The organism is Streptomyces sp. NPDC055025 (assembly GCF_053608565.1).
In genome coordinates, this window is record NZ_JBSGVS010000004.1 from 186,912 (window position 1) to 213,553 (window position 26,642).

20 protein-coding genes are annotated in these 26,642 nt (G+C 72.8%); 14 read left to right on the top strand and 6 right to left on the bottom strand.

Translation table 11 applies throughout. From position 1 onward, the window contains the following. Positions 1–115: 115 nt before the first annotated feature. From ACWGDX_RS04420 to ACWGDX_RS04430, 3 genes are all read left to right on the top strand, one after another. The gene (locus ACWGDX_RS04420; protein WP_453622129.1) at positions 116–652 is read left to right on the top strand and encodes a ParH-like protein; all 537 of its coding nucleotides are present in this window, start codon (positions 116–118) and stop codon (positions 650–652) included. Further along, a complete protein-coding gene (locus ACWGDX_RS04425; RefSeq protein WP_453622131.1) occupies positions 645–1,862 on the top strand; it encodes an MAB_1171c family putative transporter in 1,218 nt (405 codons plus the stop codon). Before ACWGDX_RS04420 ends, ACWGDX_RS04425 begins: the two co-directional genes overlap by 8 nt. Before the next feature lie 154 nt (positions 1,863–2,016). Beyond that, positions 2,017–2,454, top strand: coding sequence for a helix-turn-helix domain-containing protein (locus ACWGDX_RS04430; RefSeq protein ID WP_363082453.1), 438 nt, complete (start codon positions 2,017–2,019; stop codon positions 2,452–2,454). Positions 2,455–2,572: 118 nt separating this feature from the next. Here the strand turns inward: ACWGDX_RS04430 and ACWGDX_RS04435 are convergent, their stop codons facing one another. From ACWGDX_RS04435 to ACWGDX_RS04445, 3 genes are all read right to left on the bottom strand, one after another. Continuing rightward, positions 2,573–3,892 carry an MFS transporter gene (locus ACWGDX_RS04435; protein WP_453622133.1) on the bottom strand — a complete coding sequence of 440 codons (1,320 nt, stop codon included), beginning with the start codon at positions 3,890–3,892 and terminating at the stop codon, positions 2,573–2,575. 150 nt (positions 3,893–4,042) lie between these two features. Beyond that, on the bottom strand, positions 4,043–6,763 hold the full coding sequence (lanKC, locus tag ACWGDX_RS04440) for a class III lanthionine synthetase LanKC (protein ID WP_453622135.1): 2,721 nt from the start codon (positions 6,761–6,763) through the stop codon (positions 4,043–4,045). Between the two features lie 155 nt (positions 6,764–6,918). Beyond that, complete coding sequence (locus ACWGDX_RS04445) at positions 6,919–7,089, bottom strand: hypothetical protein (RefSeq protein ID WP_453622137.1); 171 nt, start codon at positions 7,087–7,089, stop codon at positions 6,919–6,921. A 317-nt stretch (positions 7,090–7,406) separates the two neighbouring features. On the opposite strand from ACWGDX_RS04445, the gene ACWGDX_RS04450 reads away from it, so the two are divergent. From ACWGDX_RS04450 to ACWGDX_RS04495, 10 genes are all read left to right on the top strand, one after another. Next, positions 7,407–9,302 carry a BTAD domain-containing putative transcriptional regulator gene (locus tag ACWGDX_RS04450; RefSeq protein ID WP_453622139.1) on the top strand — a complete coding sequence of 632 codons (1,896 nt, stop codon included), beginning with the start codon at positions 7,407–7,409 and terminating at the stop codon, positions 9,300–9,302. Positions 9,303–9,485: 183 nt separating this feature from the next. Next, a complete protein-coding gene (locus ACWGDX_RS04455) occupies positions 9,486–10,745 on the top strand; it encodes a radical SAM protein (protein WP_453622141.1) in 1,260 nt (419 codons plus the stop codon). Then, positions 10,745–11,539: an iron-containing redox enzyme family protein gene (locus ACWGDX_RS04460; protein ID WP_453622143.1), complete on the top strand. Its 795-nt coding sequence runs from the start codon at positions 10,745–10,747 to the stop codon at positions 11,537–11,539. The genes ACWGDX_RS04455 and ACWGDX_RS04460 overlap by 1 nt, the downstream gene beginning before the upstream one ends. Continuing rightward, positions 11,536–11,763, top strand: a complete 228-nt coding sequence (locus ACWGDX_RS04465) for an aroma-sacti cluster domain-containing protein (RefSeq protein ID WP_365901115.1) — start codon at positions 11,536–11,538, stop codon at positions 11,761–11,763. Before ACWGDX_RS04460 ends, ACWGDX_RS04465 begins: the two co-directional genes overlap by 4 nt. 129 nt (positions 11,764–11,892) lie before the next feature. Then, positions 11,893–15,582 (top strand): adenylate/guanylate cyclase domain-containing protein, encoded by a 3,690-nt coding sequence (locus ACWGDX_RS04470; RefSeq protein WP_453622145.1) that lies wholly within the window; start codon positions 11,893–11,895, stop codon positions 15,580–15,582. Beyond that, complete coding sequence (locus ACWGDX_RS04475; protein ID WP_453622147.1) at positions 15,579–16,481, top strand: S8 family peptidase; 903 nt, start codon at positions 15,579–15,581, stop codon at positions 16,479–16,481. The genes ACWGDX_RS04470 and ACWGDX_RS04475 overlap by 4 nt, the downstream gene beginning before the upstream one ends. Further along, positions 16,478–17,083, top strand: coding sequence for a GAF domain-containing protein (locus ACWGDX_RS04480; RefSeq protein ID WP_453622149.1), 606 nt, complete (start codon positions 16,478–16,480; stop codon positions 17,081–17,083). Before ACWGDX_RS04475 ends, ACWGDX_RS04480 begins: the two co-directional genes overlap by 4 nt. A 78-nt stretch (positions 17,084–17,161) precedes the next feature. Beyond that, positions 17,162–17,302 carry a hypothetical protein gene (locus ACWGDX_RS04485; protein WP_363086306.1) on the top strand — a complete coding sequence of 47 codons (141 nt, stop codon included), beginning with the start codon at positions 17,162–17,164 and terminating at the stop codon, positions 17,300–17,302. A gap of 63 nt (positions 17,303–17,365) precedes the next feature. Further along, positions 17,366–18,670, top strand: a complete 1,305-nt coding sequence (locus ACWGDX_RS04490) for a hypothetical protein (protein WP_453622151.1) — start codon at positions 17,366–17,368, stop codon at positions 18,668–18,670. 50 nt (positions 18,671–18,720) lie between these two features. After that, the gene (locus tag ACWGDX_RS04495) at positions 18,721–20,958 is read left to right on the top strand and encodes a tetratricopeptide repeat protein (protein ID WP_453622153.1); all 2,238 of its coding nucleotides are present in this window, start codon (positions 18,721–18,723) and stop codon (positions 20,956–20,958) included. Positions 20,959–21,131: 173 nt separating this feature from the next. Here the strand turns inward: ACWGDX_RS04495 and phzG are convergent, their stop codons facing one another. After that, on the bottom strand, positions 21,132–21,776 hold the full coding sequence (phzG, locus tag ACWGDX_RS04500; RefSeq protein ID WP_453622155.1) for a phenazine biosynthesis FMN-dependent oxidase PhzG: 645 nt from the start codon (positions 21,774–21,776) through the stop codon (positions 21,132–21,134). 324 nt (positions 21,777–22,100) lie between these two features. After that, complete coding sequence (locus ACWGDX_RS04505; RefSeq protein WP_453622157.1) at positions 22,101–22,739, bottom strand: 50S ribosomal protein L11 methyltransferase; 639 nt, start codon at positions 22,737–22,739, stop codon at positions 22,101–22,103. A 472-nt stretch (positions 22,740–23,211) separates the two neighbouring features. Here ACWGDX_RS04505 and ACWGDX_RS04510 point away from each other — a divergent pair, with 472 nt between their 5' ends. After that, positions 23,212–25,164: a helix-turn-helix domain-containing protein gene (locus tag ACWGDX_RS04510; protein WP_453622159.1), complete on the top strand. Its 1,953-nt coding sequence runs from the start codon at positions 23,212–23,214 to the stop codon at positions 25,162–25,164. On the opposite strand, the gene ACWGDX_RS04515 is transcribed toward ACWGDX_RS04510, so the two are convergent. Beyond that, complete coding sequence (locus tag ACWGDX_RS04515) at positions 25,143–26,414, bottom strand: IS701 family transposase (protein WP_453622161.1); 1,272 nt, start codon at positions 26,412–26,414, stop codon at positions 25,143–25,145. The genes ACWGDX_RS04510 and ACWGDX_RS04515 overlap by 22 nt on opposite strands. Positions 26,415–26,642: the final 228 nt, after the last annotated feature.

Below are 26,642 nucleotides of genomic sequence, written 5' to 3' on the forward strand. Positions count from 1 at the left end.
GGCACGCGGCAGGCGCGGGGCCCGCTCGTCCGGTGCACGCCCGTCCAGTGCACGCCCCCCACCAGCGGATACAGCGCGCGGCTTCCGGGCCCGCGGGTGCCGAGAGGGGGCACGCGTGAACCGGAGCCGCGCCGAACGGCGCATGTGGCAGCGGACCCGCCGGATCGCCGCGTCACTCACGCTGCCACGGCCGTTCACCCCCGAGGCGTTCATCGCCGCCCTCGCGGAACAGCGCGGACGGCCCATCGAGATCCTGTCCGTCGCCATGGGGCATTCGCTGCCCTGCGGGCTGCTCGTGACCACCGACCGCGCCGACTACATCCTCTGCGCCGAGGGCACCACGGCCTTCCACCGGCGGCACATCCTGCTGCACGAGGCCGCTCATCTGCTGTGCGGTCACGACCAGGCGCCGGCCGCCGAGTCGTCGGCGGCGCGTCTGCTGATGCCGGGCCTCTCCCCCGCGCTGGTCCGCCGGGTCCTCGGCCGGACCGTGTACAGCGAACCGCAGGAGTGCGAGGCCGAGTTGCTCGCCTCGCTGATCCTGCACCGGGTGGCCCGGAATGGGGCCAGGCCCGCCCGGACACCCCAGGGGCACGGCGAAGCGGGCTGGCTCGTGGGCGCCGTGGACGACGAGGAGCCCGGCCGTGGGTGAGGTGCTGGCGTACTGTCCGGCCGCGGTCGCCATCGCCGTCGGCTGGTACGAACTGCGGCTGGCGCGGCGCGGGGGATCCTCCTCCGCGGTACGGCTGCTGTGCTGGTTCGGGCTGACCATGGGCGCGGCGATGGTGCTGCTCGCCCCCACCACGGTGACCGTGGCTCAGCTCTTCGTACCGGGGGCCGCCGCGGGATTCCATCTCGCGGGGCGTGAGCTGGAGATGGCCGCGATGGCCTTTCTGCCCCAGGCCGCGCTACGGCTGACGCCACGGCCACCGGTGCGGATGGCCGGGCTCTGGCATCTCGGCACGACCGCCGTCGTCCTCGCGGGATGCCCCGTGCTCTTCCTCGTCGCACGGCCCGACGTCGTCGGGAGTACGGTCACCACGGACGCGGCCGGGTCGCTCTGGTTCGCCGCGTTCGACTCCGTCTTCACGGTGTACACGCTGTTCTGCCTCGTCCTGTTCACCGTGCCGGTGGGCCTGCACGCGCGGGGTCTGCCGCCGGGGCCGCTGCGGACCGGGCTCCGGCTGATCTGCGCCGGCGCCGTGGTCGGTCTGCTCTGGGGGCTCTGGGGCCTGACGTCCGTGGTGAGCATGGTCAGAACACATCGTCAGGGAGCGGGCCTGGAACCGGTGGCGCTGGCGCTGGGGACCGGCTGTCTCGTTCTCGCGGCCCTAGGGGTGACCGCCGCCCGCTGGGGTCCCGCGCTCGCCGCTCCGGCCGACTGGCTCCGCCCCTACCGCGATCTGCGGGCCCTGGAGCCGTTGTGGTCGGCGCTGCACGCCGTGGTTCCCGGCACGGCCCTGGGCGTCTCCTGGCGCTGGGCGGGCCGTGTCGATCCGCGTGCGGCCGAATTCGCCCTCTACCGGCGGGTGGTGGAGATCAGGGACGGCTATCTCGCCCTGCGCCCCTATCTCGATCCCCGGATCGAGCTGTGGGTGGAGGGTGCCCTGATCCGCTTCCCGGTCCCGCCCGCCGGTCTGGCCGCCACGGTCGAGGCGGCCACCATAGCGGCGGCGCTCGAATCCGCCCGAGCGGGGCGGAGATACGGTGACGGCGCCGCCGCGGGGCTCACCTCCCCGCCGGCCGAGGACACCGTCGACGCCGAGGCCGCCTGGCTGATCAGGGTGGCCGAGGCCTTCACCTTCTCCGGCGCGGTGGAGTACACCCGCCGGCGGGCCCGCGAGGAACTGGCGCGTCCCTGACGGTACTTCGGCCATACACACCGCCGGGAGGACGGCGCCACCGGCCGGATCCGCCCCCCTCCGCCGCAGGGGGCCCATGAACTAGGATGAATGCGCAGTCGGAAACGATCCGGCAGTGCCGGGAATCCACCGGGCCCAGGAGGTGACGGACGCGATGGCCGACGAGGAGCCCGCTCCGTCGACACTGGCCGGGAGGATCGACGCCCTGTTCCGTGTGGTGCGCCGTCCCAACCGTGAGCCCTACAGCCACGAAGAGGTCGCCAGGGCCTGCCGTGAGGCCACGGGGGACAGCTTCTCCGCGACGTATCTGTGGCAGCTGCGCACCGGCCGCCGGGACAATCCGACCAAGCGCCATCTCGAAGCCCTGGCCCAGTTCTTCCACGTACCGGTCGCCTACTTCTTCGACGACGACCAGGGCGCGGCGGTCGCCAAGGAGCTCGAACTGCTGGGCGCGCTGCGGGACGCGCAGGTGCGCAGCATGGCCCTGCGCGCGGTCGGCCTCTCCCCCGAGGCGGTGGGCACGATCAGCGACATGATCGATGTGATCGCGCGACGGGAGAGGGAGCACGGAGCGGCGGACGGCACCGCGTGAGCGATACCGTCCGCCGCTGACACTCCCCGATCGCCCCTCCCCGCAGCTCCCCCGGGCGCCCCTCCCGGGTCCCCTCCCTCGTCGGCCGTCGCGTCGCCGGCCCTCACACAGCCCGTCGTCACGTAGCCCGTCGTGCCGGCCGCTCCGCGTCCAGGGGCGCGTCCCGGGCGGCCGCTGTCTCCCGCTCCGCGGCCTCGCGCAGGCGCCGGGCGGTGCGCAGTGCCCGTGGCAGGGTCACCAGAACACCGGCCAGTCCGAGCAGGGTCATGGCCCACAGCGCCTCGCGGATCCCCCACCGGCTGCCGAGCGCGCCCCCCACGAGCGCGCCGAGTATCCCGGCCGCCGCCGTGCACACCTGAAGTGCCGCCATGGACCGGCCCAGTACGGCTTCCGGTACATCGGCGACGAGCACGGAGGTCACGGCCACATTGGCGATGGCCCCGAAGAACACCGGAAGTCCGATGCCCAGAGCGGCGCTCGGCGCGGCGAGCGCGAGAGGTCCGGTGGAGAGAGGCAGCAGCAGCGTGCACGCGGCGGCCAGTGTGAACGTGAACAGCGCCACCCTGCGCGCGTCGCTGCCCGGCCGCAGCAGCCGCGAGGCCACGGCCGACCCGCCGAGACCCATGATCCCGGAGAGCGCGAAGACGGCTCCGAACGCCTCCGTGGGCAGTTCCAGGGTCCGCAGCAGGAAGGGGCCGGTGAGCGCGGTGACCGCCGCCGCCGTACAGGTCGGTACGACGATGAAGACCCCGAGCGCCCGGTGGAAGGGGTCCTTGGTGAAGAACCGCAGTCCGTCGGCCGCCCCGCGGAGCGTGGCGGCCAGCGGCTGCCCGGCCCGGGGCGGCAGCCCGTCCGGCTGACGCATGCTCAGCAGGGCCACGGCGCTGAGCAGATAGCTCACGGCGTCGAGCGCCAGGGCCGACGCCCCGCCGAGCACGGCGACGGCCGGGCCCGACAGCAGCCGGCCGAGCAGCGAGGCGCCGTACTGGCCCGCCTGGAGCTTGGCCCGCGCGGGGCCGACCCTGTCCGCACCCGCCAACTGCTTGAGATGCAGGAAGTACACGGCGGTCGAGAGCGTGGACATGGCGCCCAGCGCGGCGCTGAGGCAGGCCAGCCAGACCACCGTGACGATGTCCTGGGCCAGCCCCAGCGCGACCACCGCGACCGTCGCCGCCGACACACAGTCCAGCGCCATCAGGGCCCGCCGGGGGCGGGTGATCCGGTCGGCCAGCGCGCCCGCGGGCAGCCCGAAGAGCAGGACGGGCAGGGTGGCGGCGGCGCTGAGCAGACCGACTTCCATCGCCGAGGCGCCGAGCTGGACCACCGCCACGATGGGCAGGGCGATCGCGGTGAACACGGAACCGAAGGCGGAGGCGGTCTGCCCCCACCAGTACAGGGTCAGGTCGCGGTGTCGTGTCGCGGTTTCCGCGCCGGGCACGGGTGCTTCCTCGCCGGGCACTGGGGCCTTCGCGCCATGCACGGGTGCTTCCTCGCCGGGTACGGGTCGCTTCGCGCCGGGCGCGGGTCGCTTCGCGCCGGACCGGCGCGGCGGCCGGGGGGTGCTCTCCGGTTCATCCATGGAAGTGCCTCACCGGGGGGCCAGGGCGGATTCGGGTGTGGTCACGGCGGCCGGCAGGCCCGCCGTGAGAAGGGCGCCGGGGCGCGGGTCGAGAAGCTCCGACAGGAAGAGCAGGACACCCGCGGAGCCGCTCCACAGGTCGGCGCTGAACCGCAGCAGCCGGTCGCCCAGGAAGCGCACTCCGGTGGGGTGCGGAACCGCGAACTTGTAGAGTCCGCGCGCGATCCGGATCGCCTCCTGGCGGCTCGGCTCGTCCCCGGTGAGCACGGCGTGGTCGGCGAGCGCGAAGCCGAGACCGGCGAGTCCCTGCTGGAGTCCGGACATCGCGGGGGCCCCGGAGCGCAGGGCGGCCAGCAGCCGGGGCAGCGCCTCGGCCAGCCGCTGGTCGTCGACGGCGCGCAGATAGCGGGTGACCGTGTGGGCCATTCCCGCCGAGCCGCAGTACAGATAGGGCAGGCTGCGGCTGTCGGCCGCGGAGATCGGGAAGTACATCCGGGGCGTCCCGGGGGCGGGGTCCCGGTCGAGTTCGGCGTGCAACAGCCGTACCCCGCGCCGGAGATGGTCCCGCTCTCCGGTGACGGCGGCCAGTTGACGCAGCATCAGGGCGACGCCACAGCGTCCGTGCATCAGACCGGTGGCGTCGTCGGGCCCGAGCGAGGGGGTGATCGTCTCGTCGGAGGGCAGGGCGGCGGCGAGTGCCTGGGCCCGGTCGACGTGGTGTTCGTCGCCGGTACGGCCGTACAGGGCGAGATGCGCCAGGGCGAGTCCGGCGGAGCCGCCGTACAGCGTCACCGACGCGGCGCCGGTGGTGAGCGGATGGCCGTCGGCCACGGTGAGCAGCTCGCGTGCCTCGTCCAGCAGACCGTGTTCGGCGAGTATCCAGGCGATACCGGAGAGACCGACGTACAGGCCCGGGGCGAGATCGGTCCTGGCGGCGAGGGCGTCGCGGCGCAGCCGTTCCAGCAGCCCGTCGGGGAGGGTACGGCCGGCCCTGCCCAGGGCATGCACGACACCCGCCGTGCCATAGGCCACGCAGAGGGTGTTGGTGCGGTATCCGTCCGGGACCGTCGGGAACACCCGGGCGGGGTGGTCGAGATCGGCCATCGCGAGGAGCGCGTCCCCGGTCCGGTCCCTCAGCTCCGCGAGATGACGCAGTGGTTCCGCCGCCACCGACTCGGGCGTGGGCAGCCGCTCCGGCCGGCCGGGCGCCGCCGCCCCGGCGGTCGGTCCGGCGGTCGGTCCGGCGCTGGTCCCGGGGGTAGGTCCGGCGGTCGGTCCGTCCGGCCGGTGGAACTTGGTGGCGCGGCGCCACAGGACCTCGGAGACGGGGGCGTAGGCGCTCAGCTCATGGCGCAGATGCGACAGCGTGTCCGGGTTGTGGCGAATCGAATGGTGGTAGGGGCCGACGAGCAGCTGGGCCAGCGCCGAGACCCCGTAGTCGTCGTAGAGGAACGGATCGCCGCCCGCCCCGGCGACGAGTTCGGGCGGCGGGGAGTAGCCGAGGGTGCCCAGCGGGGTGAACGGGGTGCCGGGGCGCCGCGTCGCCTCGAAGTCGACCAGTCTCACCCCGTCGTCCTCGGTCACCAGGACATTGCCGGGGCTGACGTCCACGAAGAGATAGCCGGCCGTGTGCAGCCGCTCCAGCGCCTCCTCGATCCCGGCGAGGACCCTCTCGCACCGCCGGTAGTACGCGGCGAAGGCCTCCGGAGTCCGCTCCCCGCTCAGCATGGGCTGGTTGTCCGCCATCCAGCTGTTCAGCGACTTGCCCTCGATCAGCTCCATGGCCAGGAACTCGTGCTCCCCCTGGCGGAAGTAGGCGACGGGCTCGGGGGCCAGTCCGGGATCGGTCGTCCGCAGCTCCTGGAGGACCCGCCACTCGCCCCGCAGATAGTCCGGCGCGGCGGCGCCGTCCTGGTCGACACCGGAGTGCGCCCGCGCCTCCTTGAGGAACACCGGGCGGCCGGAGGCCTCCTCGTGCCCCCGGTAGACACCGCCGCCGTTGCTGAACCGCACGGCCTCGTCGAAGACATATCCCTGGAAGGAGAGCTTCTTGGCGGCGGGGCCGGAGGCGGAGGCGGAACGGGCCGCGGGACGGCGGGCCGCGGCCACCCGCTCGGTGAAGGGATCCGACACACCCTCGGGAAGGACGAAGGACATCCCCCGCCGGTCCTCCGTCTCCTGGCCGTTCCCGTCGCGCACCAGCAGCAGATCCGTACCGTCGGGCCGGATACGGCTGCGGCGCGTGAAGGCCCCGTAGCGGTAGTGCACCGTACGGGAGTCCTTGTAGCGCCGGTCGGTGAGGATGTGCGGCCCCTCCTCGTCGGCGAGGGCCTCGCGCAGCCGTTCCATCAGCGCGCCGGCGGCCTCCGCGCTCCTGGGATAGACGGCGATGAACTTGCCGTTCGCCTGGCGCGCGGCCTGTTTGTGATGGGTCCACAGATAGAACAGCCGGCAGGAGAGGTGCTTGAACGTCACCTCCTGCTCGAAGCAGATCTCCGCGACCGTGTCGAGAACGGGTGCCAGCCGGTCGCTCCGGGCGGAGACATGGACCTTCCAGCCGTCCTCGACGCCGGGCTTCCTGTCCTCCCGGTACCAGGTGGTCCAGACTCCGAAGTCGATGTCGAGCCAGCCCTCCGGCGGGCTCGCGGGCCGGAAGATCTCGCCCCGGTCCCGGCTGCTCTCCAGCGGCGCGTAGAACTCTCTGTCCGCTACGGCGAAAGCGACGGGCATGTCCATGAACCTCTCTCCGGCGGGACTTCGGGCGGCTTCAGGTGACTTCGGACGGCCTCGGACGGCTTCGGACGGTCTTCGGGTGGGGAGGGACAGCGGCGCGTCCGGCCGCGCGGTGACAGCGGCCGGACGCACCGTCGATCGTGGGGAGCGTGTCAGCAGAGGGCGACGCTGATGTTGCTGGTGCCCGGCTGGTCCAGGTCCTTGCCGGGAACGGCGCCGTCCAGCTCCTGGAGCTCCAGCGGCGACTCGGCGTGCGCCTCGACCTCGGCCTCGGCCTCGGCCGGCTCGGTGGACTCGTTCGTGGGCTCGGTGTTCTCGGCCATGGCTTCTCCTCAGATAGCGAACCGTGTCCGACGACGGGGGTACGCCGGCAGCACCAGAAGCTAGAACAGGCCGATTCACAGATGCCCAAAGGTCGGTATGCGTCCGGTATCCCCGCATACCAGAGGGGTGGTCCGGGTCGGACGGCGCCGTGAACCGGCCGCCACCAGGTACCTCTTGCGTCCACCCGAACGGAGATTAATGATGTATCCACACTTATTCATTTCAGCTTATGGCCGCCGGGCAGGCACGGTCGCCCTGTGCTCCCGCGCCGCCGGCCGCCGACACGCCGCCTCGACACCCAGGGGGTACGAACGTGATGAACGGCATCGCCGAACCGCGGACCGGCGGCATACGGTTCTCCGTCCTCGGCCCGCTCTCGGTTCATCTCGGCGGACGCGCCCTCCCTCTCGGTCCGTTGAAGCAGCGTCTGCTCCTGGCGATGCTGCTCTGCCGGCCGAACAAGCCGGTCTCCGTCGACACGCTGACGGACGCGCTGTGGGCCGACATGCCACCGCGTACGGCCCGTAAGAACCTCCAGGTGTATGTCTCGGCCCTGCGCAAGCTGCTGGACGACGCCGGGGTCCGGGGCCGGCTCGAACACCAGGCCGGTGGCTATGTGCTGCGCGTCGGCGAGGACGAGCTGGACTCGCTGCGCTTCCACCGCCTCGTCCAGTCGGGCAGGGACGCGCTGCGCCACGGGGCATCGGTCCCGGCCGCCCGGCTGCTGCGGGAGGCACTCGACCTCTGGCGCGGTCCCGCCCTCCCCGAACTCCTCTGCTCCCGGGCGGTCCTGGACGAGAGCGAGCGTCTGAACAGCCGTTACCTCCAGCTGTACGAGGACTGGGCCGAGGCGGAGCTGAGCCTCGGCAACGCCCCGCGCATCGCCGAGACCGTCGCCGATCTCGTGGAACAGCATCCGCTGCGGGAGCGGCTGCGGGCGGTCCAGATGAATGTGCTGTGCCGGCTGGGCCGGCAGACCGAGGCGTTCGCCGCGTACGAGGGACTGCGCCAGCTCCTCGCCTCCGAACTCGGCCTTCAGCCGAGTCCCTCGCTCCAGGCGCTCTACCGGTCGATGCTCGACGGCTGTCAGGACGGCACCGGCGCCCCGCCGGGTCCGAGCTCCTCCGTCGCCTTACCCGCGCGTGGCGGTCTGCGCTCTCTGCTGCCCCGGGATCCCGGGGACTTCACCGGCCGCCACGACCAGGTGCGCGAACTGATGACGCTGCTCGGTCGGGACAGCCACGCCGAACGGCGGGTCGCGGTCCTCACCGGCCCGGTCGGCATGGGAAAGACCGAGACGGCCGTCCATGTCGCGCACCGGCTCGCCGACGCGTTCCCCGACGGCCGGCTGCTGGTACGGATGCGCGACGCCGCCGGTGCCCCCCGGCCGTGGCCCGCCGTGCTCACCGAACTCGCCCGGCTCGTCGGCCTCGCCCGTCCGGTGTCCGGCGGCGCGGTGCCGGACGGCCCGAATGGCCCCGACGACCCGGACGAGACGGCCTCCGTGTGGCGGGCCTGGCTGGCGCACCGAAGACTTCTGCTCCTGCTGGACGACGCCGCCGCCGAGGCCGATGTCCGGCCGCTCCTGCCGGAGGCCGGAGCCAGCGCCGTGATGATCACCGCCCGCTCCCAGCTGGGCGGACTCGCCCCGGCCCACCGGGTCGCCCTGGCGCCGTTCTCCATGTCCGAGGCCCTCGACCTCCTGGCGGGCATCATCGGACCCGACCGGCTCAGGGGCGACCGGGGCGCCGCCGAACGCATCGTCGCGGCCACGGGCATGCTGCCCCTCGCCGTCCGGGTGAGCGGACTGAAACTGGCCGTACTGCGCCATCTCCCGCTCGGTGAGTACGCGGCGCGACTGGCCGACGACAGCACCCTGCTCGACGAACTCACGGCGGGCGACATGGACGTACGCCCCCGGCTGTCGAAGTGCTGGAGTGATCTGCCCGAGGCCAGCAGAACGGTGCTGCGCCGCCTCGGGACCCTTCCGGAGCCCGTCTTCACGCTCCACGAGGCGGCGGCCGTGCTCGCCCGTGGGCAGGACCAGGCCCGCAGGGAGCTGGAATCCCTGATGGACGCCGGAATGATCGCCCTGCCGGACAGCGAGGTCACCGCGCACGCGGTGCTCTACGAACTCCCGCGTCTGCTGCATGTCTACGCGCGGCAACAGTCCCTCGCCGACGCGGCGGGACCCCGTCACGCGATGGCCTGACCAGGTCATGGCAAAGACCTTCGGACCCCCCTCCCGCCTGCGGATTTACCGATTACCAGGCGGCTGTGACCGGGGTTCCGAACCCGCCGCCCGGAGACTTTCCCTGCACCGCGACCCGCCCCGCACCGCGATCCGGCCCGCACCACCGGGAGAGCCCGCACCACCGGGAGAGGAGGAAGCACCGTGGAACTCGCCGAGCTGATGAGCCTGCGCCCGATGCCGGGCGCCGGGCTGCTGCTGAATCTCACCCGCCGCTGTCCGCTGCACTGCGCCCACTGCTCCTCCTCGTCCACCATGGACTCCGAGGAGCCGGACGGCGGCCGACTGCTGCGCTTCGTCGGCTCGTTCCGTGCGGACGACCGCCCCGACGTGCTGATGATGTCCGGCGGCGAACCCCTGCTGCGACCGGATCTGGTGACGGAACTGGCCGCGCGTGCCCATCGGGCCGGCACCCGCTGCGCGCTGCTGACCGGGGCGTTCTTCGCGGCGGACACCGGCTCCCTGGACACCCCGATCCCGGCGAAGATCCTGCGGGCGATCACCTCGGTCGACCACTTCTCCGTGAGCGTCGACGCCTTCCACGAACGGGAGGTGCCGCGCCGGGCGGTCTTCCGTACGGTACGGCGGGTCCTGGACGCCGGAGTGCCCGCCAGCCTCCATCTCGTCGGCTCGGGACCGGACGATCCGTATCTCACCGACCTTGTCGCCGAGGTCCGAGAGACCTTCGCGGACCGGGTGCCGATGCTGGTGAACACCGTACGGGCCGTCGGCCGCGCGGCGTCCTGGGCGACCGCCCGTCCCGCGGCGCCCGATCCACGGCGCGCGCTCCCCTGCTCCATGGCCGCCTGGCCGGTCGTCGCCCACGACGGGACCGTCCTCGCCTGCTGCAACCAGCAGACGGTGGACACCCGCCCGCCGCCCGCCCATCTGACGCTGGGTCATATCGCGGTGGACACCTGGGGAGAGATCCGGGAACGGTCGTCCTCGTCACCGGCGCTGCGGATGATCAGGACGGTGGGTCCTGCCAATCTGCTGCACCGCTCCGCGCCCGGCGCCTCCGCGCGGGGCTACTGCGCGGGGTGCCGGCGGCTCGGTGAGCACCCCGAGGCGCTGGCCACGGCGGACAAGGTCGCCTCGGGAGCGGCGGGCGCGCTGCTCGACCGGCACGCGGCCCGGCTCCAGGCCGAAGCGGGCCCGGTCGCGCTCGTACGCCGCCACGGCAGCGCCCGGCACGCCGGTCTGGTGTCCCTCCGTCCGAAGCCCGCGAACCCGGCCCCGACGGCTCCGCCGACGCGGGCTCCGATGGCGCCGGGTCCGTCGGCGCCTGGGCCGCTGATGCCGGGGCCGCCGGCGTCGGGCTCCGTACCGGACTCCGTTACGCGGCACGGCGCTTCACGGCGCGGGACCTCGCAGCACGGGACCTCACAGCGGGAGACGCCGTGATGAGGGCGCCCGTACATCCGAAGACCGACCGGAACCGCGCCCCCCTGACCGACGCGGGCGCCGCCGTCCTCGCCGGACAGGCCGTCCTCACCGGACAGGCTCTGCGGGCCAGGCTGGCGCTCACCGCTCCGGCGCTCGCCGCGTCGACCGCCCGGCTGTGGCGTGCCCAGGGACTCCGGGAGCGGTACACCGCCTACGTACGGGCCATGCACGGGGTGATCCGGGCATCGGTGCCGCTGATGGAGCGCGCGGCGGCGCGCTGCGCCGAACTCGGGCCGCGCGACCGGGTCGCCGCACCGCTGGCGGGCTATCTCCGGGAGCACATCGACGAGGAGCGCGGCCACGACGAGTGGCTGCTGGCCGACTTCGCGGCCCTCGGCGGCGACCCGGAGACCCTTCTCACCACGCTTCCCCAGCCCGCCGTCGCCCGTCTCGTGGGGGCGCAGCAGTACTGGATCGAGTACCACCACCCGGTCACCCTGCTCGGTCACATCGCGGTCCTGGAGGCCAACGCGCCCGCGCCCTGGCTGGCGGACCGTATCGTCTCCGCGACCGGTCTGCCGGAGGCGGCCGTGACCACCGTCCGCGCACACGCCGGTCTGGACACCGGACACGCGGGGGCGCTCTTCGCCCTGCTCGACCGGCTGCCGCTGAGCCCCGCCCTGAGTTCCGCTGTCACCGTCAGCGGTCTGCACACGCTGGACGCGCTCGTCGAACTGTTCGGGTGCGTCGACCGTGACGCACGTTCCGCACCGCGCCCGTACGGCCCCACGCCAGGAACGGACACGTCATGAACGAGCCCCGAGGCCCCCTCCCCGGACCCCCCGCCCCCGACGCGCTGACCACCCTCGAAGAGCACGGCTTCCCGCTCTCCGAACTCAACGACGAACAGCGCCAGGTGCTCGGCGGTCTCACTCCGGACGAGGTCTTCCTGCTCCTGGACATCAAGGCACGCCTCGACGAGGTGGGCCCCGAGGTCCAGGCACACAGCGAGATCGCCGGCGGGGCCCTCTTCTGAGGTCTTCCGCCCACGGGTGACGTCCCCTCGCGGGTCCGGCCCCCCTCCCGAAGCCGGTCTCTCCCTGACCGAGCTGATGTCCCCCTCCCGAAGCCGATGTCTCCCCCAGAGCTGAAAGGACAACGATCCATGCGGTGTGCCTCGTGCGAAGGCCTGCTGCCGCGGAGCGCGCGGTTCTGCCCGCTCTGCGGGGCGACCGTCGCCGCACGCCCGGTCCCGCAGGCCGAGGAGCGGAGGACGGTGACCGTCGTCTTCTGCGATCTCGTCGGCTCCACGGCGCTGTCGGGGACGCTGGACCCGGAGGCGCTGCGTGCCGTGACCCTGCGGTACTTCGGGCTGATGCGGGCGCGGCTGGAGGAGTTCGGCGGCACCGTGGAGAAGTTCATCGGGGACGCGGTGATGGCCGTCTTCGGTATCCCCGAGATGCACGAGGACGACGCCCTGCGGGCGCTGACCGCCGCGCTCGCCATGCTGGACGCGGTGGAGGAACTGAACGACACGGAGCTCGAACCGTCCCTCGGGATCCGGCTCCGCGTCAGGATCGGTGTCAACTCGGGCCCCGTGGTGAGCGGTACGGATGTCAGCGCCCGCCAGGCCCTCGTCTCCGGCGAGACGGTCAATATCGCCGCGCGGCTGGAGCAGCACGCCTCCCCCGGTGAGATTCTGATCGGCCCGGAGACCCGGCGCGCGGCCGGGGCGGGCGCGCGGACGGAGAACGTGGGTCCGCTGACGCTGAAGGGCAAGGCGGAACCCTTCACCGCCTATCGGCTCACCGGCATCGGGGAGGACGCGCCGGAGCTGCTGCGCCGCTTCGACGTGCCCTTCGTCGGGCGTGGGCGGGAGCTGACGGAACTGAACCTGGCTCTCGCCGATGTGTCCGACGGCCATGGCTCGTATCTGGTCACCGTCTACGGCGACGCGGGGATGGGCAAGACCCGTCTGCTGCACGAGTGGCGCGAACGCACCGCGTCGTCCGTGGTCCTCGGCTCGGGACGCTGCCGCCCCTACGGGGACCACGGCAGCCTCGCGCCGCTGGCCGAGGCGATCACCGCGCTCCTCGGCCGGACCGCCGGAACGGGGACCGGCCCGGACACGGCCGGCACGGACCCGGCAGGCGCGGACACGGCAGGCCCGGACACGGTCACCGGGGAACGGCCCGGTGAGCGGGCCGGCCTGGCTGACCTCTCCGACCTCTCCGACCTCGCTCACCTCTCCGACCCGGCGGAACGAGCCGTGTGGAGCGCCGCGTCGGAGGTACTGGCGGCCGGTCTGCTCAAGGACGGCACCCCCAATCCCTCGGTCGGCGAGACATGCGCCGCCGTGGTGGCCCTGCTGACCGTCCTCTCCCGGTACCGGACCGTCGTGGTGATGATCGACGACTGCCACTGGGCGAGCGATCCGCTGCTCGACGTCCTCGGCCGTCTGATCGAGGAACTGGACCCGTCCGCGGTGCTGTTCGTCTGTCTGGCCCGTCCGGAACTGCTCGACCGGCGGCCCGGCTGGGGCAGTGGCCGGCTGCGCTCCCGCGCGCTGATGCTGCCGCGGCTGACGGCGGCCGAGTCCGAGTCGGTGGCTCTCGCGCTGACCGAGGTGAGCGCCCACTGGGCCGGCGCGGACGGCGGCGCGGTCCCCGTGCGGGTCCTGGAGGCCGCCGGTGGCAACCCGTTCTATCTGGAACAGCTTCTCGCCACCGTCTCCGAGCCGGAGTCCGCGTACGGGGCGGACGGCCGCGGCGATCTGCCGCCCACCCTCCAGGCGCTGCTCGGGGCGCGTATCGACGCGCTCGGCGGCGCCGAGCGGGCCGCACTCGACCTCGCGGCCGTCGTGGGACGGGAGTTCACCACCGACGAGGTGGCCGCGCTCGCGGCCGTCTGCCCGGAGGGCGCGCCCGGCGGCCCCCTGCACAGCGGTACGGCGGGTACGGGTGCGGGCGCTCGCGCGGGGTCGGCGGATACGGGCACCTCAGGTACGGGTACGGGTACGGGTACGGGCGCGGCGCGTACGGCTGGTGTGGACAGCTGTCCGGAGGACTCTGTCCGCTCGGCGCTGACCCGGCTCTGCCGACGCCGTCTGGTACAGCCGGTGGGGCGGACCGCCTCCGGCCGCGCTCCGCTCCGGTTCAGCAATGTCATCGTGCACGAGATCACATACGAGTCCATGGCCAAACGGGTCCGGGCCGAGCGGCACGAGCGTGCCGCCGATGTGCTGCTGGCCCGGACGGGCGGTGGGAGCGGCGGCCCGGCCGCCGAGCACCCCACTCACCAGCGCCCCACTCCCCAACGCCCCACTGCCCCGCACCCCGCTCACCAGCACCCGATCCCCCCGCACTCGATTTCCCAGCCTTCATCTCCTGAGCACTCGTCCGAGTACGCGTCGCCCGAGCGGGACGCGGCCGTGGCGGGCCATCTGGAGCGCGCCTTCCGCTACCGCGCCGAACTGGGCGTACTCGACGCGCGCACCGGACAACTGCGCCGCCGCGCCGCCCAGTTGCTGATCGGCGCCGGCTCCCGGGCACTCGCCCGGTCCGACCTCGCCTGGGCCGGCACGCTGCTCGCACGGGCGGTGGAACTCTCGACGGAGACAGGAACAGGGGCGGGTACGGGGACCGGGACCGGGACGGAGACAAGGACGGGAACGGAGCCCGAGTGGGCCGAGGCCGCGCGGCGCCTGGGTGAGGTGCGGCTCGCCACCGGCCGGACCGACGAAGGCCGCGGCCTGCTGCTCGCCGTGCTCGGCACCCGGCAGGGCGCCGGCGGGAGTACGCGTACGGGGGATGTCCCGGCCGTGGAAGCAGCCCACGCCCGGCTCGCGCTGGCCGCCGCGCCGCCCGCCGACGACCCCGGCGACATCGCGGAGACGGCCCGGCTCACCCTGCCCGTCTTCGAGCGGGCCGGTGATGAACTGGGCCAGGCCAGGGCGTGTATCCGCATGGCGCAGGAACGCCAGCTCCAGGGCCGGCACGGCCAGGCCGACTCCCTGCTCACCCGCGCTCTCGACCACGCGGTGCGCCACGGCGCCGAACCGGAGCGCGCCCTGGCACTCGGCGCCATCGGTGTCTCGCTGTGGCGGGGGCCCGAGCCGGTGCCCACGGCGCTGGCACGCGGCTGCGCGCTGCTGGCCGAGCACGGCGGCCCCCGGCCGACCGTACGGCTGACGCTCAACTGTCCGCTCGCGGTGCTCGTCGCCCTGCGGGAGCGGTGGGACGAGGCCCGTGCCCGACTCGCCGACGCGCGCCGGATCGCCGCCGAACTCGGCTATGCCGAGGGCGCCGTGGTGGTACCCATGTTCGCGGCGGCGGTGGAATCGCTGGCGGGCCGGGGCGAGCGCGCGCTCGATCTGCTGGACGAGGCGGCGGACGCCGCGGACGGGCTGGGGGCCGGCGGACTTCTCGGCACGGTGACCCGCGAGGCCGCGCGCGTACTGCTGGACGCGGGCCGTGTCGACGAGGCCGAGTCGCGCCTCGCCTCGCACTCCGCGACCTCGGCGGGCCTGTCGCCCGGCGGCGGGGCCGCCATGGCCACTACCGGCCTGCCCCGCTCCGACACCGCCGCTCTCTACGGCGTCCTCGCCCGTATCTCCGCCGCCCGGGAGCGCGCCGAGGAGGCACTCGTACTGGCCTCCGACGCCGTGAGCGCGGCCAGCGCGACCGACTCCCCGGTCGTCCAGGCGGTCGCCCTGCTCGACCGGGCCGAGGTGCTGGGGCGGCTCGGCCGCCGCCCGGAGGCACGGGAGGCCGCGGAGCTGGCGCGCGGACGGTTCGGGGCGAAGGAGCACCTGCCCGGTCTGCGCCGGGCCGCGCGAACGGCGGAGTCGGTATGAGCGACAACTACGCCGGGACCGGCGACCGGCACGGCGAGACCCCGGGGAGCCGCACGACGAGCGGTGACGGAACGGCGCACCGCCCCGGCCTGGTCTGGAGTCTGCGGGGCGAGGGCCCTCGGGATGTCCGCGTCACCGCCGACGCGCCGCCCATGCCCGCGCCGTCGGCCGGGACGCGTGCCCGGGGGCGCGGGATCAAGGTGTGTGTCGTCGACTCCGGTGTGGAGCGGGACCATCCGCTGATCGGCGCCGTCGACGGCGCCTGGGCCGTCGTCCAGGGCCCCGACGGGATCACGGTGGAGCGCACCGAGAGCGGGGACGCCTGCGGACACGGCACGGCCTGCGCGGGGATCATCCGCGCCACGGCGCCCGAGTGCGAGCTGTACAGCGTCCGGGTGCTGGGCAAGGGGTTCTCCGGCACCGGCGACATCATGCTCGCCGGTCTGCGCTGGGCGGTCCGCCAGGGCTTCGACGTGATCAATCTGAGCCTCTCCACCACCCGTACGCGGTTCGCGCCGGAGCTGCACGCCCTCGCCGACGAGGCGTACTTCCGCAGGACCGTGATCGTGGCCTCGGCCCACAACACCCCGGTGGAGAGCTTCCCGTGGCGCTTCGCGTCCGTGATCTCGGTCGGCAGCCACCGGGAGAGCGACCCGGACCTGTATCTCTACAACCCGCGGCCCCCCGTGGAGTTCTTCGCGCCCGGCCAGGACATACAGGTCGCCTGGCTCGGCGGCACCACGATGCGGACCACGGGCAACAGCTTCGCGACGCCGTATGTCGCGGGCCTGTGCGCGCGGATCCTCTCCGAGCACCGCCGGATGACCACCTTCCAGCTCAAGACCGCTCTCTACCTTTCCGCAGCAAACGTCGAAGTCGCCGCCAGGGGTGCCCAGTGAGCGAAAGCAGTGCAGGGAACGAGTCCGCCGTGTCCGCCGTCGACCCGCTCGCCGGAGAGCTCCTGCGGTCCGTGGTGGAAGTGGCGCGGGCCATCTTCGGCGCCGAGGCGAGTTCGGTGTTCCTGCTGGACGAGGCCGCGCACGAGCTGGTCTTCCAGGCGGTCTCGGGACGCGGGGAGGCGTTCCTCGTCGGGCGGCGCTTCCCGGCCGACAGCGGTATCGCGGGCTGGGTCGTCACCTCGGGCGAGCCGATGATCGTCGCCGATCTGTCGCGCAGCGCCGCGTTCGACCGCGACTTCGCGAAGTCGACGGAGTTCGTGCCCGACGCGCTGATGGCCGCGCCGCTGATCCACGGCGACCGGGTCCTCGGCGTACTGGAAGTGCTCGACCCCGCCCCGCAGGCCCGCTCCAGCCTCGGTGAACTCGATCTGCTCGCCCTGTTCGCCCGGCAGGCCGCCACGGCACTGCGCCTGGCGGACGACCGCCGCGCGACCGCGCGCCCCGTGGATCCCCGCCCTTCGCCGGATCTCGCGGAGGGCCCGAGGTCCCGGGCGCTGGATCTGCTGGAGGACCTGCGCAGCGTCCTCCAGTCGCCCGTCTGACGACGGGCGCCCCCAAGCTTCCGGCCCCGAATCCCCGGGACCGGGACCGCCGCCGACACCCAGAAGGAGGTGAACACCATGAAGAAGACCGGATCCCTCAAGAAGATCACGGTGCGTGTTGCCGGCCCCGTCCGCCTGACGGCCGCCGCCAGCGCCATCTACGGGAACACCTGCGAGCCGAACATCCCCACGCTCCCCACCTTCCCGTTCCCGCACTGATCCGCCGGGGGGTGCCGCCCCGCACCACGGGGCGGCACCTCCCGATCGCCGAAGGAACCCGTCATGAGTGGCACTGTCGAGTACGATTCCGGCGATGTCGAGCTCGACCTGCCGGTCACTGTGCATCCCCTGGTCTATCTCGACGAGGGCGAGACAACCACGCTGGGCCGCCCGGACATCGACGCGTATGTGATCCTGCCGACCGACGGGGCCGAGCTGGTACGCCGTCTGGCCGCGGGGGACACCCCGCGCGAGGCCGCCCTGTGGTACGAGACGACCTATGGCGAGGAAGCCGATGTCGCCGGGCTGATCGCCGATCTCGGCGAGGTGGGCCTGCTGCGTCCGGCCGTCCGGGGCCCGGTGTCCGCCACTGACCAGTCCGCCACGGACCCGAGCGGCAGGAACCCCGCCGGCACGGACTCCGCCGCCGGCGCGCCGGCCGGCGAAGGGCCCGTACGCTGGCAGCGGTTCGGGAAGGCCGTCTTCTCCCCGCCGGCCGCGGCCGTGTACGCCCTGCTGGTCGCCGCCGCGATCACCGCCTCCGTACTGCGCACGGATCTCGCGCCGCACTACCGGCACATCTTCTTCTCCGACTACTACACCATCGTCGAACTCGGCCTGTTCGTCGGCCAGGTGCCGCTGATGCTGCTGCACGAGGCGGCGCACGCGCTGGCCGGCCGCCGGCTCGGGCTGCGCACCCGGCTGTCGATCGGACGCCGGCTGTACTTCGTCGTGCTGGAGACCTCGATGGACGGCCTGGTCGTCGTCGAGCGCGGAAAGCGGTATCTGCCGATGCTGGCCGGTCTGGGCGCCGACGCGGTGGTCTGGTCCACGCTGACCCTGATCGCCGCGTGGACCCGGGAGCCCGACGGAAGCTTCTCCGCCCTCGGCAGGGTCGCTCTGGCGCTCGCCTTCAGCACGATCCTGCGCATGGTCTGGCAGATGTACTTCTATCTGCGCACCGATGTCTACTACCTGGTCACCACGGTCCTGGGCTGCACCGATCTGCACGGCACCTCCGTACAGGTGACGAAGAACCGCTACAACCGGCTGCGCGGCAGGAAGGAACGGCTGGTCGACGAGTCCGTCTTCGCCCCCGCCGACCGCAAGGCCGCGCAGTGGTACAGCTGGGTGATGCTCGTCGGCTACGCGGTGATGCTCACCAGTCTGGTCCTGGCCGGGCTGCCCACGGCGTACCAGTTCCTGTCGGGTGTCTTCGGCCGGCTGACCGGTGACCCCGCGACCGCGGAACTGGCCGACTCGGCCACGCTCGTGGCGCTCAACGTCCTCCAGTTCGGCATCGTGGGGGTGCTGGCCTTCCGGGCCCGGAAGGCCAGGAAGTCGGCACTCCGTCCCCTCAGTGAGTAGCCCCGCCGTTCCGGCGGGTACCCGTCACGCCAGCGAGTAGGAGAGCAGCCGTGTCAGACGTCCCCCACCAGTGGATCCGCGCCCGCCATCGGCACGACCGGCGACGGCTGCTCGCCGCCGGGGCCGAGGCGCCGGTGCTCGCCGTGCTCGACGCGCACCGGCGGCTGCGCGGCCCCTACTCGGCGGGCGGCGCCCTGATGCGCGCGGTGGTGCCCGAGGCGCTGCGGGACTGGCCCGGCCTCGTCGCCTCGCACGAGACGGAGATCCTCGCGCTCACCCCCGAACTGCGCGGTGTGGTGCCGGCCACCCGGGAGACGCTCACATCGCTGGCCGTGCCGAAGGAGCGGACGCGCTTCTACTCCCGGCTGCGCACGGCCCGGATCGCGCACGGTCTGACGGAGTTCCTGCACGGTCATCTGCGCCGTCTCGGCGGCGGTCCCCGGCTGCTCCTCGTGGACAACGCGCACGAGGCCGACCCCACCGACCAGGAACTGCTGGCGGTGCTGCTGCGCCGGGCCGACCCCGCTCTGCTGCGGCTGCGGATCGCCACGGCGGGCGACGAGCTGAACACACCGCCGGGCCCGCTCGCGGAGCCTCTCCGCCCGGCCCTGGAGCGGTACGCGCGGGTGATCACCGGCGGGGAGACCCAACTGCCGCCGCTCCCGCCGCTGTCCGCGGCGGATCTCGCCGCCCGGTGGGTCGACGGCGACTGCGTGGACGACGATCCCCGGTCACGCGCCGCCTATGAAGGTCTCGCTCCCGCCGACCGGGCCGCCCTGCACGAGGCACGCGCCGACGCGCTGATGGCCGCCGGTGAACCCTCGCTCGCGCTCGGGGCCGTGCCGTACCACCGCGAACGCGGCGGGGACCCGGCCGGCGCCGGTGCCGGCGCCCTGCGCACCGCCCTGGACATCTGTGTGGACCTGGGCTTCTACCACGCGACGGTGGACTTCGCCGAGCGCGGTCTGGCCCTGGTCGACCCGGCCACGGCACGGAGCGACTGGTGGGCGTTCACCACCAAGAAGACCACATCGCTGGCCGCGCTCGGCCGGCCCGAAGAGGCCCTGGTGCTGTACGAGGGAGCGCGCGCGTCCACCGACAGCCCGATGGTCCATATGCAGGCCGCCTACGCCACCTCGATGATCCACACCCGGTATCTCCCCCGCGACGAGCAGGACCACTCGACGGCGCGGGCCTGGGCCAACGCCGCGGTCGCCTTCGCCCAGGCGATCCCGGACCCGGCCGAACGCGCCTTCCAGACCGTCTTCAACCGCAACGGCCTGGCCCTGGTGGCCGTCCACGAAGGCAACCTGGACGAGGCGCTGGCACTGGTCAGCGAGGGCATCACCTGGCTGGACCGGAGTCTGGAGGCCGACGAGCACGCGCTGCACCGCTCGGTGCTCAAGCACAACCGCTCCCAGGTCCTCATCGCGCTGGGCCGCTACGAGGAGGCCCTCACCGACCTCGACGATGTGATCGCCATCGACTCCAATCACGCCGAATACCATTTCGACCGCGGCAATCTGCTGCGCAGGCTGAACCGGCCGGCCGAGGCCGTCGTCTGCTACGAGCGGGCGATGGCGCTGTCCCCGCCGTTCCCCGAGGTGGTGTACAACCGTGCGGACACCCTTCTGGAACTCGGTGACATACCGGGCGCGCTGGCGGACTTCGGCTATGCCATCGAGCTGGACCCCGGCCGGGTGGACGCCTATGTGAACCGGGCCAGCCTGCTGTACGCGACGGACGATCCGGCCGGCGCGGGCCGGGACATCGGCGCCGGGCTCGAACTCGACCCGGACAACGCCCCGCTGCTCTGTCTGCGGGGTCAACTGCTCGCGGCCTCGGACGCGGACGCCGCCCATACGGCACTGACCGGTCTGGTCACCGCCCGCCCCGACTACGCCCCGGCCTGGGCGGCCCGGGGGGCGGTCTCCTACGAGCGCGGCGAACTCGCGGACGCGATCGACGACTTCGGCCGCTCGCTGGACCTGGAGGACACCCCCGACGTCCGGTTCAACCGGGGCGTCGCGTATCTGGAGACGGGGAACCCCGACAAGGCGCTGGCCGACCTGTCGGCGGCGTTCGAGGCCACCGGCGACCCCGAGGCCCAACTCCACCTGGGCGTCTGCCTGCTGAAACTGGACCGCCCCGCGGAGGCCAGGTCGGCGTTCCTGCGCTGTGTCGAGGAGGACCCCGGCCTCGCGCCCCGGGTCGAGGCGGAGACCGGCCTCGTACTCGACGGCGGCGGGTACGACGCCGAGGCGGCGGTGGACGTCCACCGCGGCTGAGGCGCGGTTCGCCCCCGCCTCAGGTCCGCGGCGTCGGGAGCACGGTGCCGGCAGGAGACGACAGGGGCGGGGGACGGTACCAGTACGGGAACGGTGCTGGCAGGGGACGGCGCGGGGGTGCCCTTCCGGCACTCGCCCGCGCCCTCACCGTACGGCGCTCCCCCGCTCGCGGCTCAGGGCTGGAGACGCCGGACGGTCCACCCCTCTCCCTCGTCCGCGCGCTCGTAGCACAGCCGCTGGTGCAGCCGGTCCTCACCGTTGGCCCAGAACTCGACGGTGTCGAACCGCAGCAGATACACGGCATAGCCGTCCGGGCGCGGCAGGGCGCCGCCGATCGCGGCGAGACGCTCGACCTCGGCCCGCATGGCCCCGATGTCGGCCAGTTCCTCGCTCTGGCGGGACACCGCCGACGCCGGATGGGTGAACACCGGCCGGCTCAGCCATTTCTCGTCGGCCCGTTCGGCCCCGAGGAGTTCCACGGCCCCGCTGATCACCACCTGCTGGCTGGTCTCACGCCAGTACAGGGTGCCCGAGGCCCAGGGATTCTCGCCGATCTCCCGGCCCTTGCGGCTGCCGAGATGGGTCGCGAAGACGATCCCCTCGTCCGTGATCTCGTTCACCGCGACGATCCTGCTCGACGGTCGGCCCCGCTTGTCGGCGGTGGCCAGGGCCAGTGCCGCGGGCTCGCGCACCCCGGCCTGTACGGCGGTGTCGTACCAGTGCCGGAAGAGCCCGGACGGCCCGGGGGGCGGGTTGTCGTACTCCGGGAACGGGATCTCGACCGTCCCGGTGAGGGTTTCCGATCTGCCTCTGGTCATGATGGCCTCCTCGGGGAGTGAAGTGTCCCCATGAGTAACGGCGTTGACGTTCGAGGAGATCAGATCAGGGCGCGGGCCCCCACGAACAGGGCGCCTGTCCAACCGCTGCCGACCGGTGCGCCGACGGCCGTCAGGACCGCCCGGAACGGGTGCCACGCGGGCTCGTCATCGCATACCACGACCCGTTCCCGCCCCGTCAGCTCGGCGAGGAAGTGAAAGAGGTTATGCGTGAAAGAATCGCAATTGTCGATGATCAGTGCCCGTACGATGATTCCGCAGAGGGTGTCGGAGCCGTCTCCGCGACGAATGACGGAAACGACAGCGTCAATTCTTCATAATGACTTCGTAAAGGACGAGTTCCACCGTCTCGTCGCCCTCGGTCAAATGACGCCTTCGCACCGGACGCAGAGTCCGCCCGTATTCCTCGGCGAGCCGCCGCAGCAGACCGAGATCGCCGCGCTCGCCGAACTGGAGGAGTACGGTGCCGCCGTCGGTCAGCAGACCGGGCGCCTCGGCCAGATAGCGGCGGTGCGCACCGTAGCCCGGGTCGACATAGGCACGCTCGTGGTCGGCCTGGTACTCGTACTCGGCCGGTGCCAGCACATAGTTGGAGTGCCAGTAGACGGTGTCGAAGCGCTCCCCCTCCCCGACCGCGTCGAACAGGTCGCCGTGCAGTGACACGAGCCGGTCGGCGACCCCGTGCCGCTCGGCGTTCATGGCGGTGTTCCGTACGGCCAGGGCGTTGATGTCCGTCGCCACCACCCGCGGACAGCCGGCCAGCGCGGCCGAGACCGCGATGACGCCCGTCCCGGCCCCGATCTCCAGGAACGTACCGTCCGCGCGGAACACGGGATCCGGGTCCCGGGTCCCGGGGAGTCCCAGCAACTCCATGGCCACGCCGGTGGTGGGCGAGTGGACCGGAGCGAAGACCCCGTCCAGCAGATCCCATTCGCGACCCGCCATGGCGAACACATCCGGCCTGTTCTCGTTCGCCTGAGATGCCCTGCTTCGAGCGAGCGAACTCGTATAACTCGCGATTTCTGTCATCCCCACCCCGCTAATCCTCGGACTTCGCTCTCCGCGGTGCCCAGCCGTGATCATTTCCGAGTGCCGCGGTGGCCGGAAGGTCGCGCCGCGACAGCGGCGACCGGCCATATGGTGGTCGGAGCACCATGCCGAATCCCGTTTCGGGAAGGCGCGGCTTGACCCGTGTAAATCACCTCACTAAAGTCCGGCCAATGATCTTGGCTTCGGGGCGCGTAGGGTCTTTTGTTTGGATCTGGCCGGATCAGGGAGCGGGGCCGGGTGGCGTGGGTCGCGGGGCGCGGAAGGGAGCCATGGCGAAGCCGTGGTGACCGACGGCGGCGCGGCGGGGCGCGACACCGGGGCACGCGAGCCCGGCCCGATCCGAACGAGACGCCCCAGGGGGGAACTGATGGACTCCGAGGACACGAGCGCCGGTTCTCAGGCGCTGGCGATCCTGGAACTGCTGGCCGACGAGGCGCCCACGAGTAGCTTCGAGGACCTGTTACGGGAGGCGCGGGAGCGCTCCCCCGACGACGTCCGGCTGCCCGGCCTCGAACGCGCGGTCCGTATCGCACTGGACATCAGGACCAGGACCGAGCAGCGGCGCCGGCGCCAGTCGGCGCTGGCCGCGCTGGTCGACGTCCTCCAGGACATGACCTTCCAGGAGTCGCTGGACGGCCGGCTCAGCGTCGTCACCCGGCACGCCAGACGGCTGCTCGACTTCGACATGGCGTATGTCAGCCTCCGGCTGCCGGGAGGCGGCAGTTATGTCCACAAGTCCGACGGGGACACGACCGCGCTCAACGTGGGGCTGGAGATGGGCCCGGGGCAGGGGCTGGGAGACATGGCCCAGGAGCGGGGCGCCCCGTTCTGGACCCCCGACTATCTGATCGACGACCGGTTCCCGCACTCGGACGCCATCGACGAAGTCGTGGTCTCCGAGGGGCTGCACGCGATTCTGGCGGTGCCGATGACCTATGACGGCCGGACCGCGGGGGCGCTGTACGGCGCGTGCCGGGCCGTCCGGCACTTCTCGCCGGACGAGGTCAGCCTGCTGCGCTCGCTGGCCGATCTGTCCGCCTCGGTCATCGACGCGACCCGCCGTATGGACCGGGTCCGGGCGGAGCTGGACCGGGAGCGGGCCGAGAACTCCCGTATCGGCGCGGCCCTTTCCGAGAGCCGGTCGCTGGCCGAGGTCCAGGCCGCCCTCTCCGGCATGTGTCTGGAAGGGGCGGATCTGTACGACATCATCCGGCTGGCGGCGACCACACTGGGCGCCGATCTCATGGTGCGCAACGCGCACGGCCTGGTGCTGGCCTGCACCGGCGAGGTCCCGGACGTCGACACGGCCACCCTGGTCGGGGCCATGGTGGGCTCCCATGCCTCGACCTCCGTGGTCGAGCTGGCCGGGAATCTGTGGGCCGCCCATGTCACCACCGGGGTGGAGGGCCCCGGGGTGCTGATCTGCCGGAGTCCGGGCCCGCTGAGCGACGAGGGACGGCGGCTGCTGTACTTCACCGCCCAGACCGTCGCCATGGCGCTGCTGCTGCGGCACAATCTCGCGGCGGCGGCCGGCCCGGCCCGTGACGAGTACCTCAACGACCTGCTCTCCGGCGTCCTCCAGCCCCCGCGTCATCTCGCCGAGCGCGCCCGCAGGCTGGGGCTCGATCCCACCGCCCCGCATGTGGTGGTGACGCTGCGGCCCGAGGGCGGCAAGCAGGGCGAGGCCGCGATCTGGGCCTCCTCCTACGCCTACCGGCTCTCCGGTCTCAAGACCCTGCGCGGCGAGTGCGTGGTGCTGTTCCTGCCCGGCTCCGACCCGTCGGCGGCCGCCAGGGCGGCGGCCGACGAACTGTCCCCGCTGCTCGGGCACGCGGTCTCGGCGGGCGCGGCGGGCCCGGTACGGAATCTGGCGTCGGTCGGCAAGACCTACCGGGAGGCCCTCCGCTGCCTCGACACCCTCGTCGCGCTGGGCGGTGTCGGCGGCACGGCGGCGGCCGGGGATCTGGGATTCCTCGGGCTGCTGCTCTCCGACGACCATGACGTCGGCGCCTTCATCGCCTCGGCCGTCGGACCGGTCATCGAGTACGACGCGCAGCGCTCCACGGATCTTCTGCGCACCCTGGACGCCTATTTCGCCTCCGGCGGCAGCCCCACCCATGCCGCGCAGGACCTCCATGTCCACACCAATACGGTCGCCCGTCGGCTGGAGCGGGTCACCGAGCTGCTCGGACCGGACTGGCAGCAGCCCGCGACCGCGCTGGAGATCCAGCTCGCGCTGCGTCTCCAGCGGGCCCGCCACAGTGTCTACCGGCCCAGCGCCTCGCGGCCCCCGGCGGCTCAGGCGGACCGGTGCGCGTAGTCGGACGCCCGGGTGGGGGCCCCGACCCGGGTGGAGGCCTCGATCAGGGCCGACACGGCGTGGGCGGCGGAGGCGAGTGTGATGTGCCGGTGCCAGCCGTTGAAGGAACGGCTCTTGAAGTCCCTGAGTCCCATGTCCGCGCCGCTCGCGGCGAGATCGTGACCGGACCTGCCGCCCAGCCTGGTCATCCGCAGCAGGGCGCCGGTCGACATCGCCGTCATATTGGTCACCCACAGGGCGTCCGGCATACCGCGCGGGCCGTTCCACTCGGCGAGCAGCACCAGCTCCCTGTTCTCGTCGCCCGTACCGGCCCGGCGCCGGCCCGCCGCCGGGCCCGCGGCCTCCACGGACAGGGTCACCGCGAGCGTCCCGGGGGATCCGGCGGCCGCGCCTGAGCGTTCCGTCAGACCCACCCGCCTGCGCAGCCCGCGGGCCGCCATCGCGATCTGCTGGGCGGCGAGCTGTCCGCCCGCGTGTCCGGGGAGCGCGGGGTCATGGACGACGAACCGGGCCGTGTCGGTGACCCGGGCGATCACCGGGACACCGGCCCGGGTGAACCTGTCCATGATGGCGGTGACATGCCCGATCTCCGTGTTCAGCACCACGGGGCGCGACGGCACCTTCCAGGAGCCCAGCACGTCCAGCACCGCCTCGACCGCGCACTCCTCCAGTGTCTCCTCGCCCGCGTCCTCCGGGATCTCGGCCTGCCGTCGCCGTGTCTCGTCCTGTGTCCAGGAGTCCGGCAGGAACAGCCGCCAGCTCACCGGGGTGTCGAAGGCCGCCGAGGCATACCACACCCCGAAGGCCCGCTGGCCGCGGAAGGTTCCCAGACAGGGATCGAGGACCTGCTCGACCCCCACCGAGAGGTCGCCCGCCTTGGGGATCGGCATGGGGTGCACCACCCAGGCCTGCGGGGGGCTGAGCCGCGAGAGATAGACCGCCAGCGCCTCCCGGACGGGCTTCCAGTCCCAGGTGGAGCTGCTGATGAAGTGGTGCATGCTCTGCTCGGCCGCCGAACCGCCCATGTGCGCGGCGATGGTACGGATGGACTTGCGGCCCGGGGTGTTCAGCGATCCGAGCAGATACAGCTCGCCCTTGCGCCGCTGATCCCGCCTCGGGAAGGACGCGAACAGCACATCCGCCAGCTCCCTGGACGCCGCCTCCCGCAGATCCTCCTGCCCGTCGACCGCCATCCGCCACCGGGCGCCGGCCACCTCACGTACGGCCGCCGTACCCTCATCGAACGACACGGTCACTGTCTCCCCTTCGGCACTGGGACTTCGGTCCGGCGATTTCGGTCCGGCTCAACACTGTCCGATCCGGGGGCGTCACGCAGAGGTGTGCCGACGCTCTAACAGGGGCCCCGTCCGGTGGTGGGAACACCTGGTACCCGTCCGGGGCACCGCGCGGGGGCGGGGGGACGCGCGTCCGCGCGGTGAAAGGGGTGGTGGGCCCGCCGGCACCCCGCCAGGACCCGT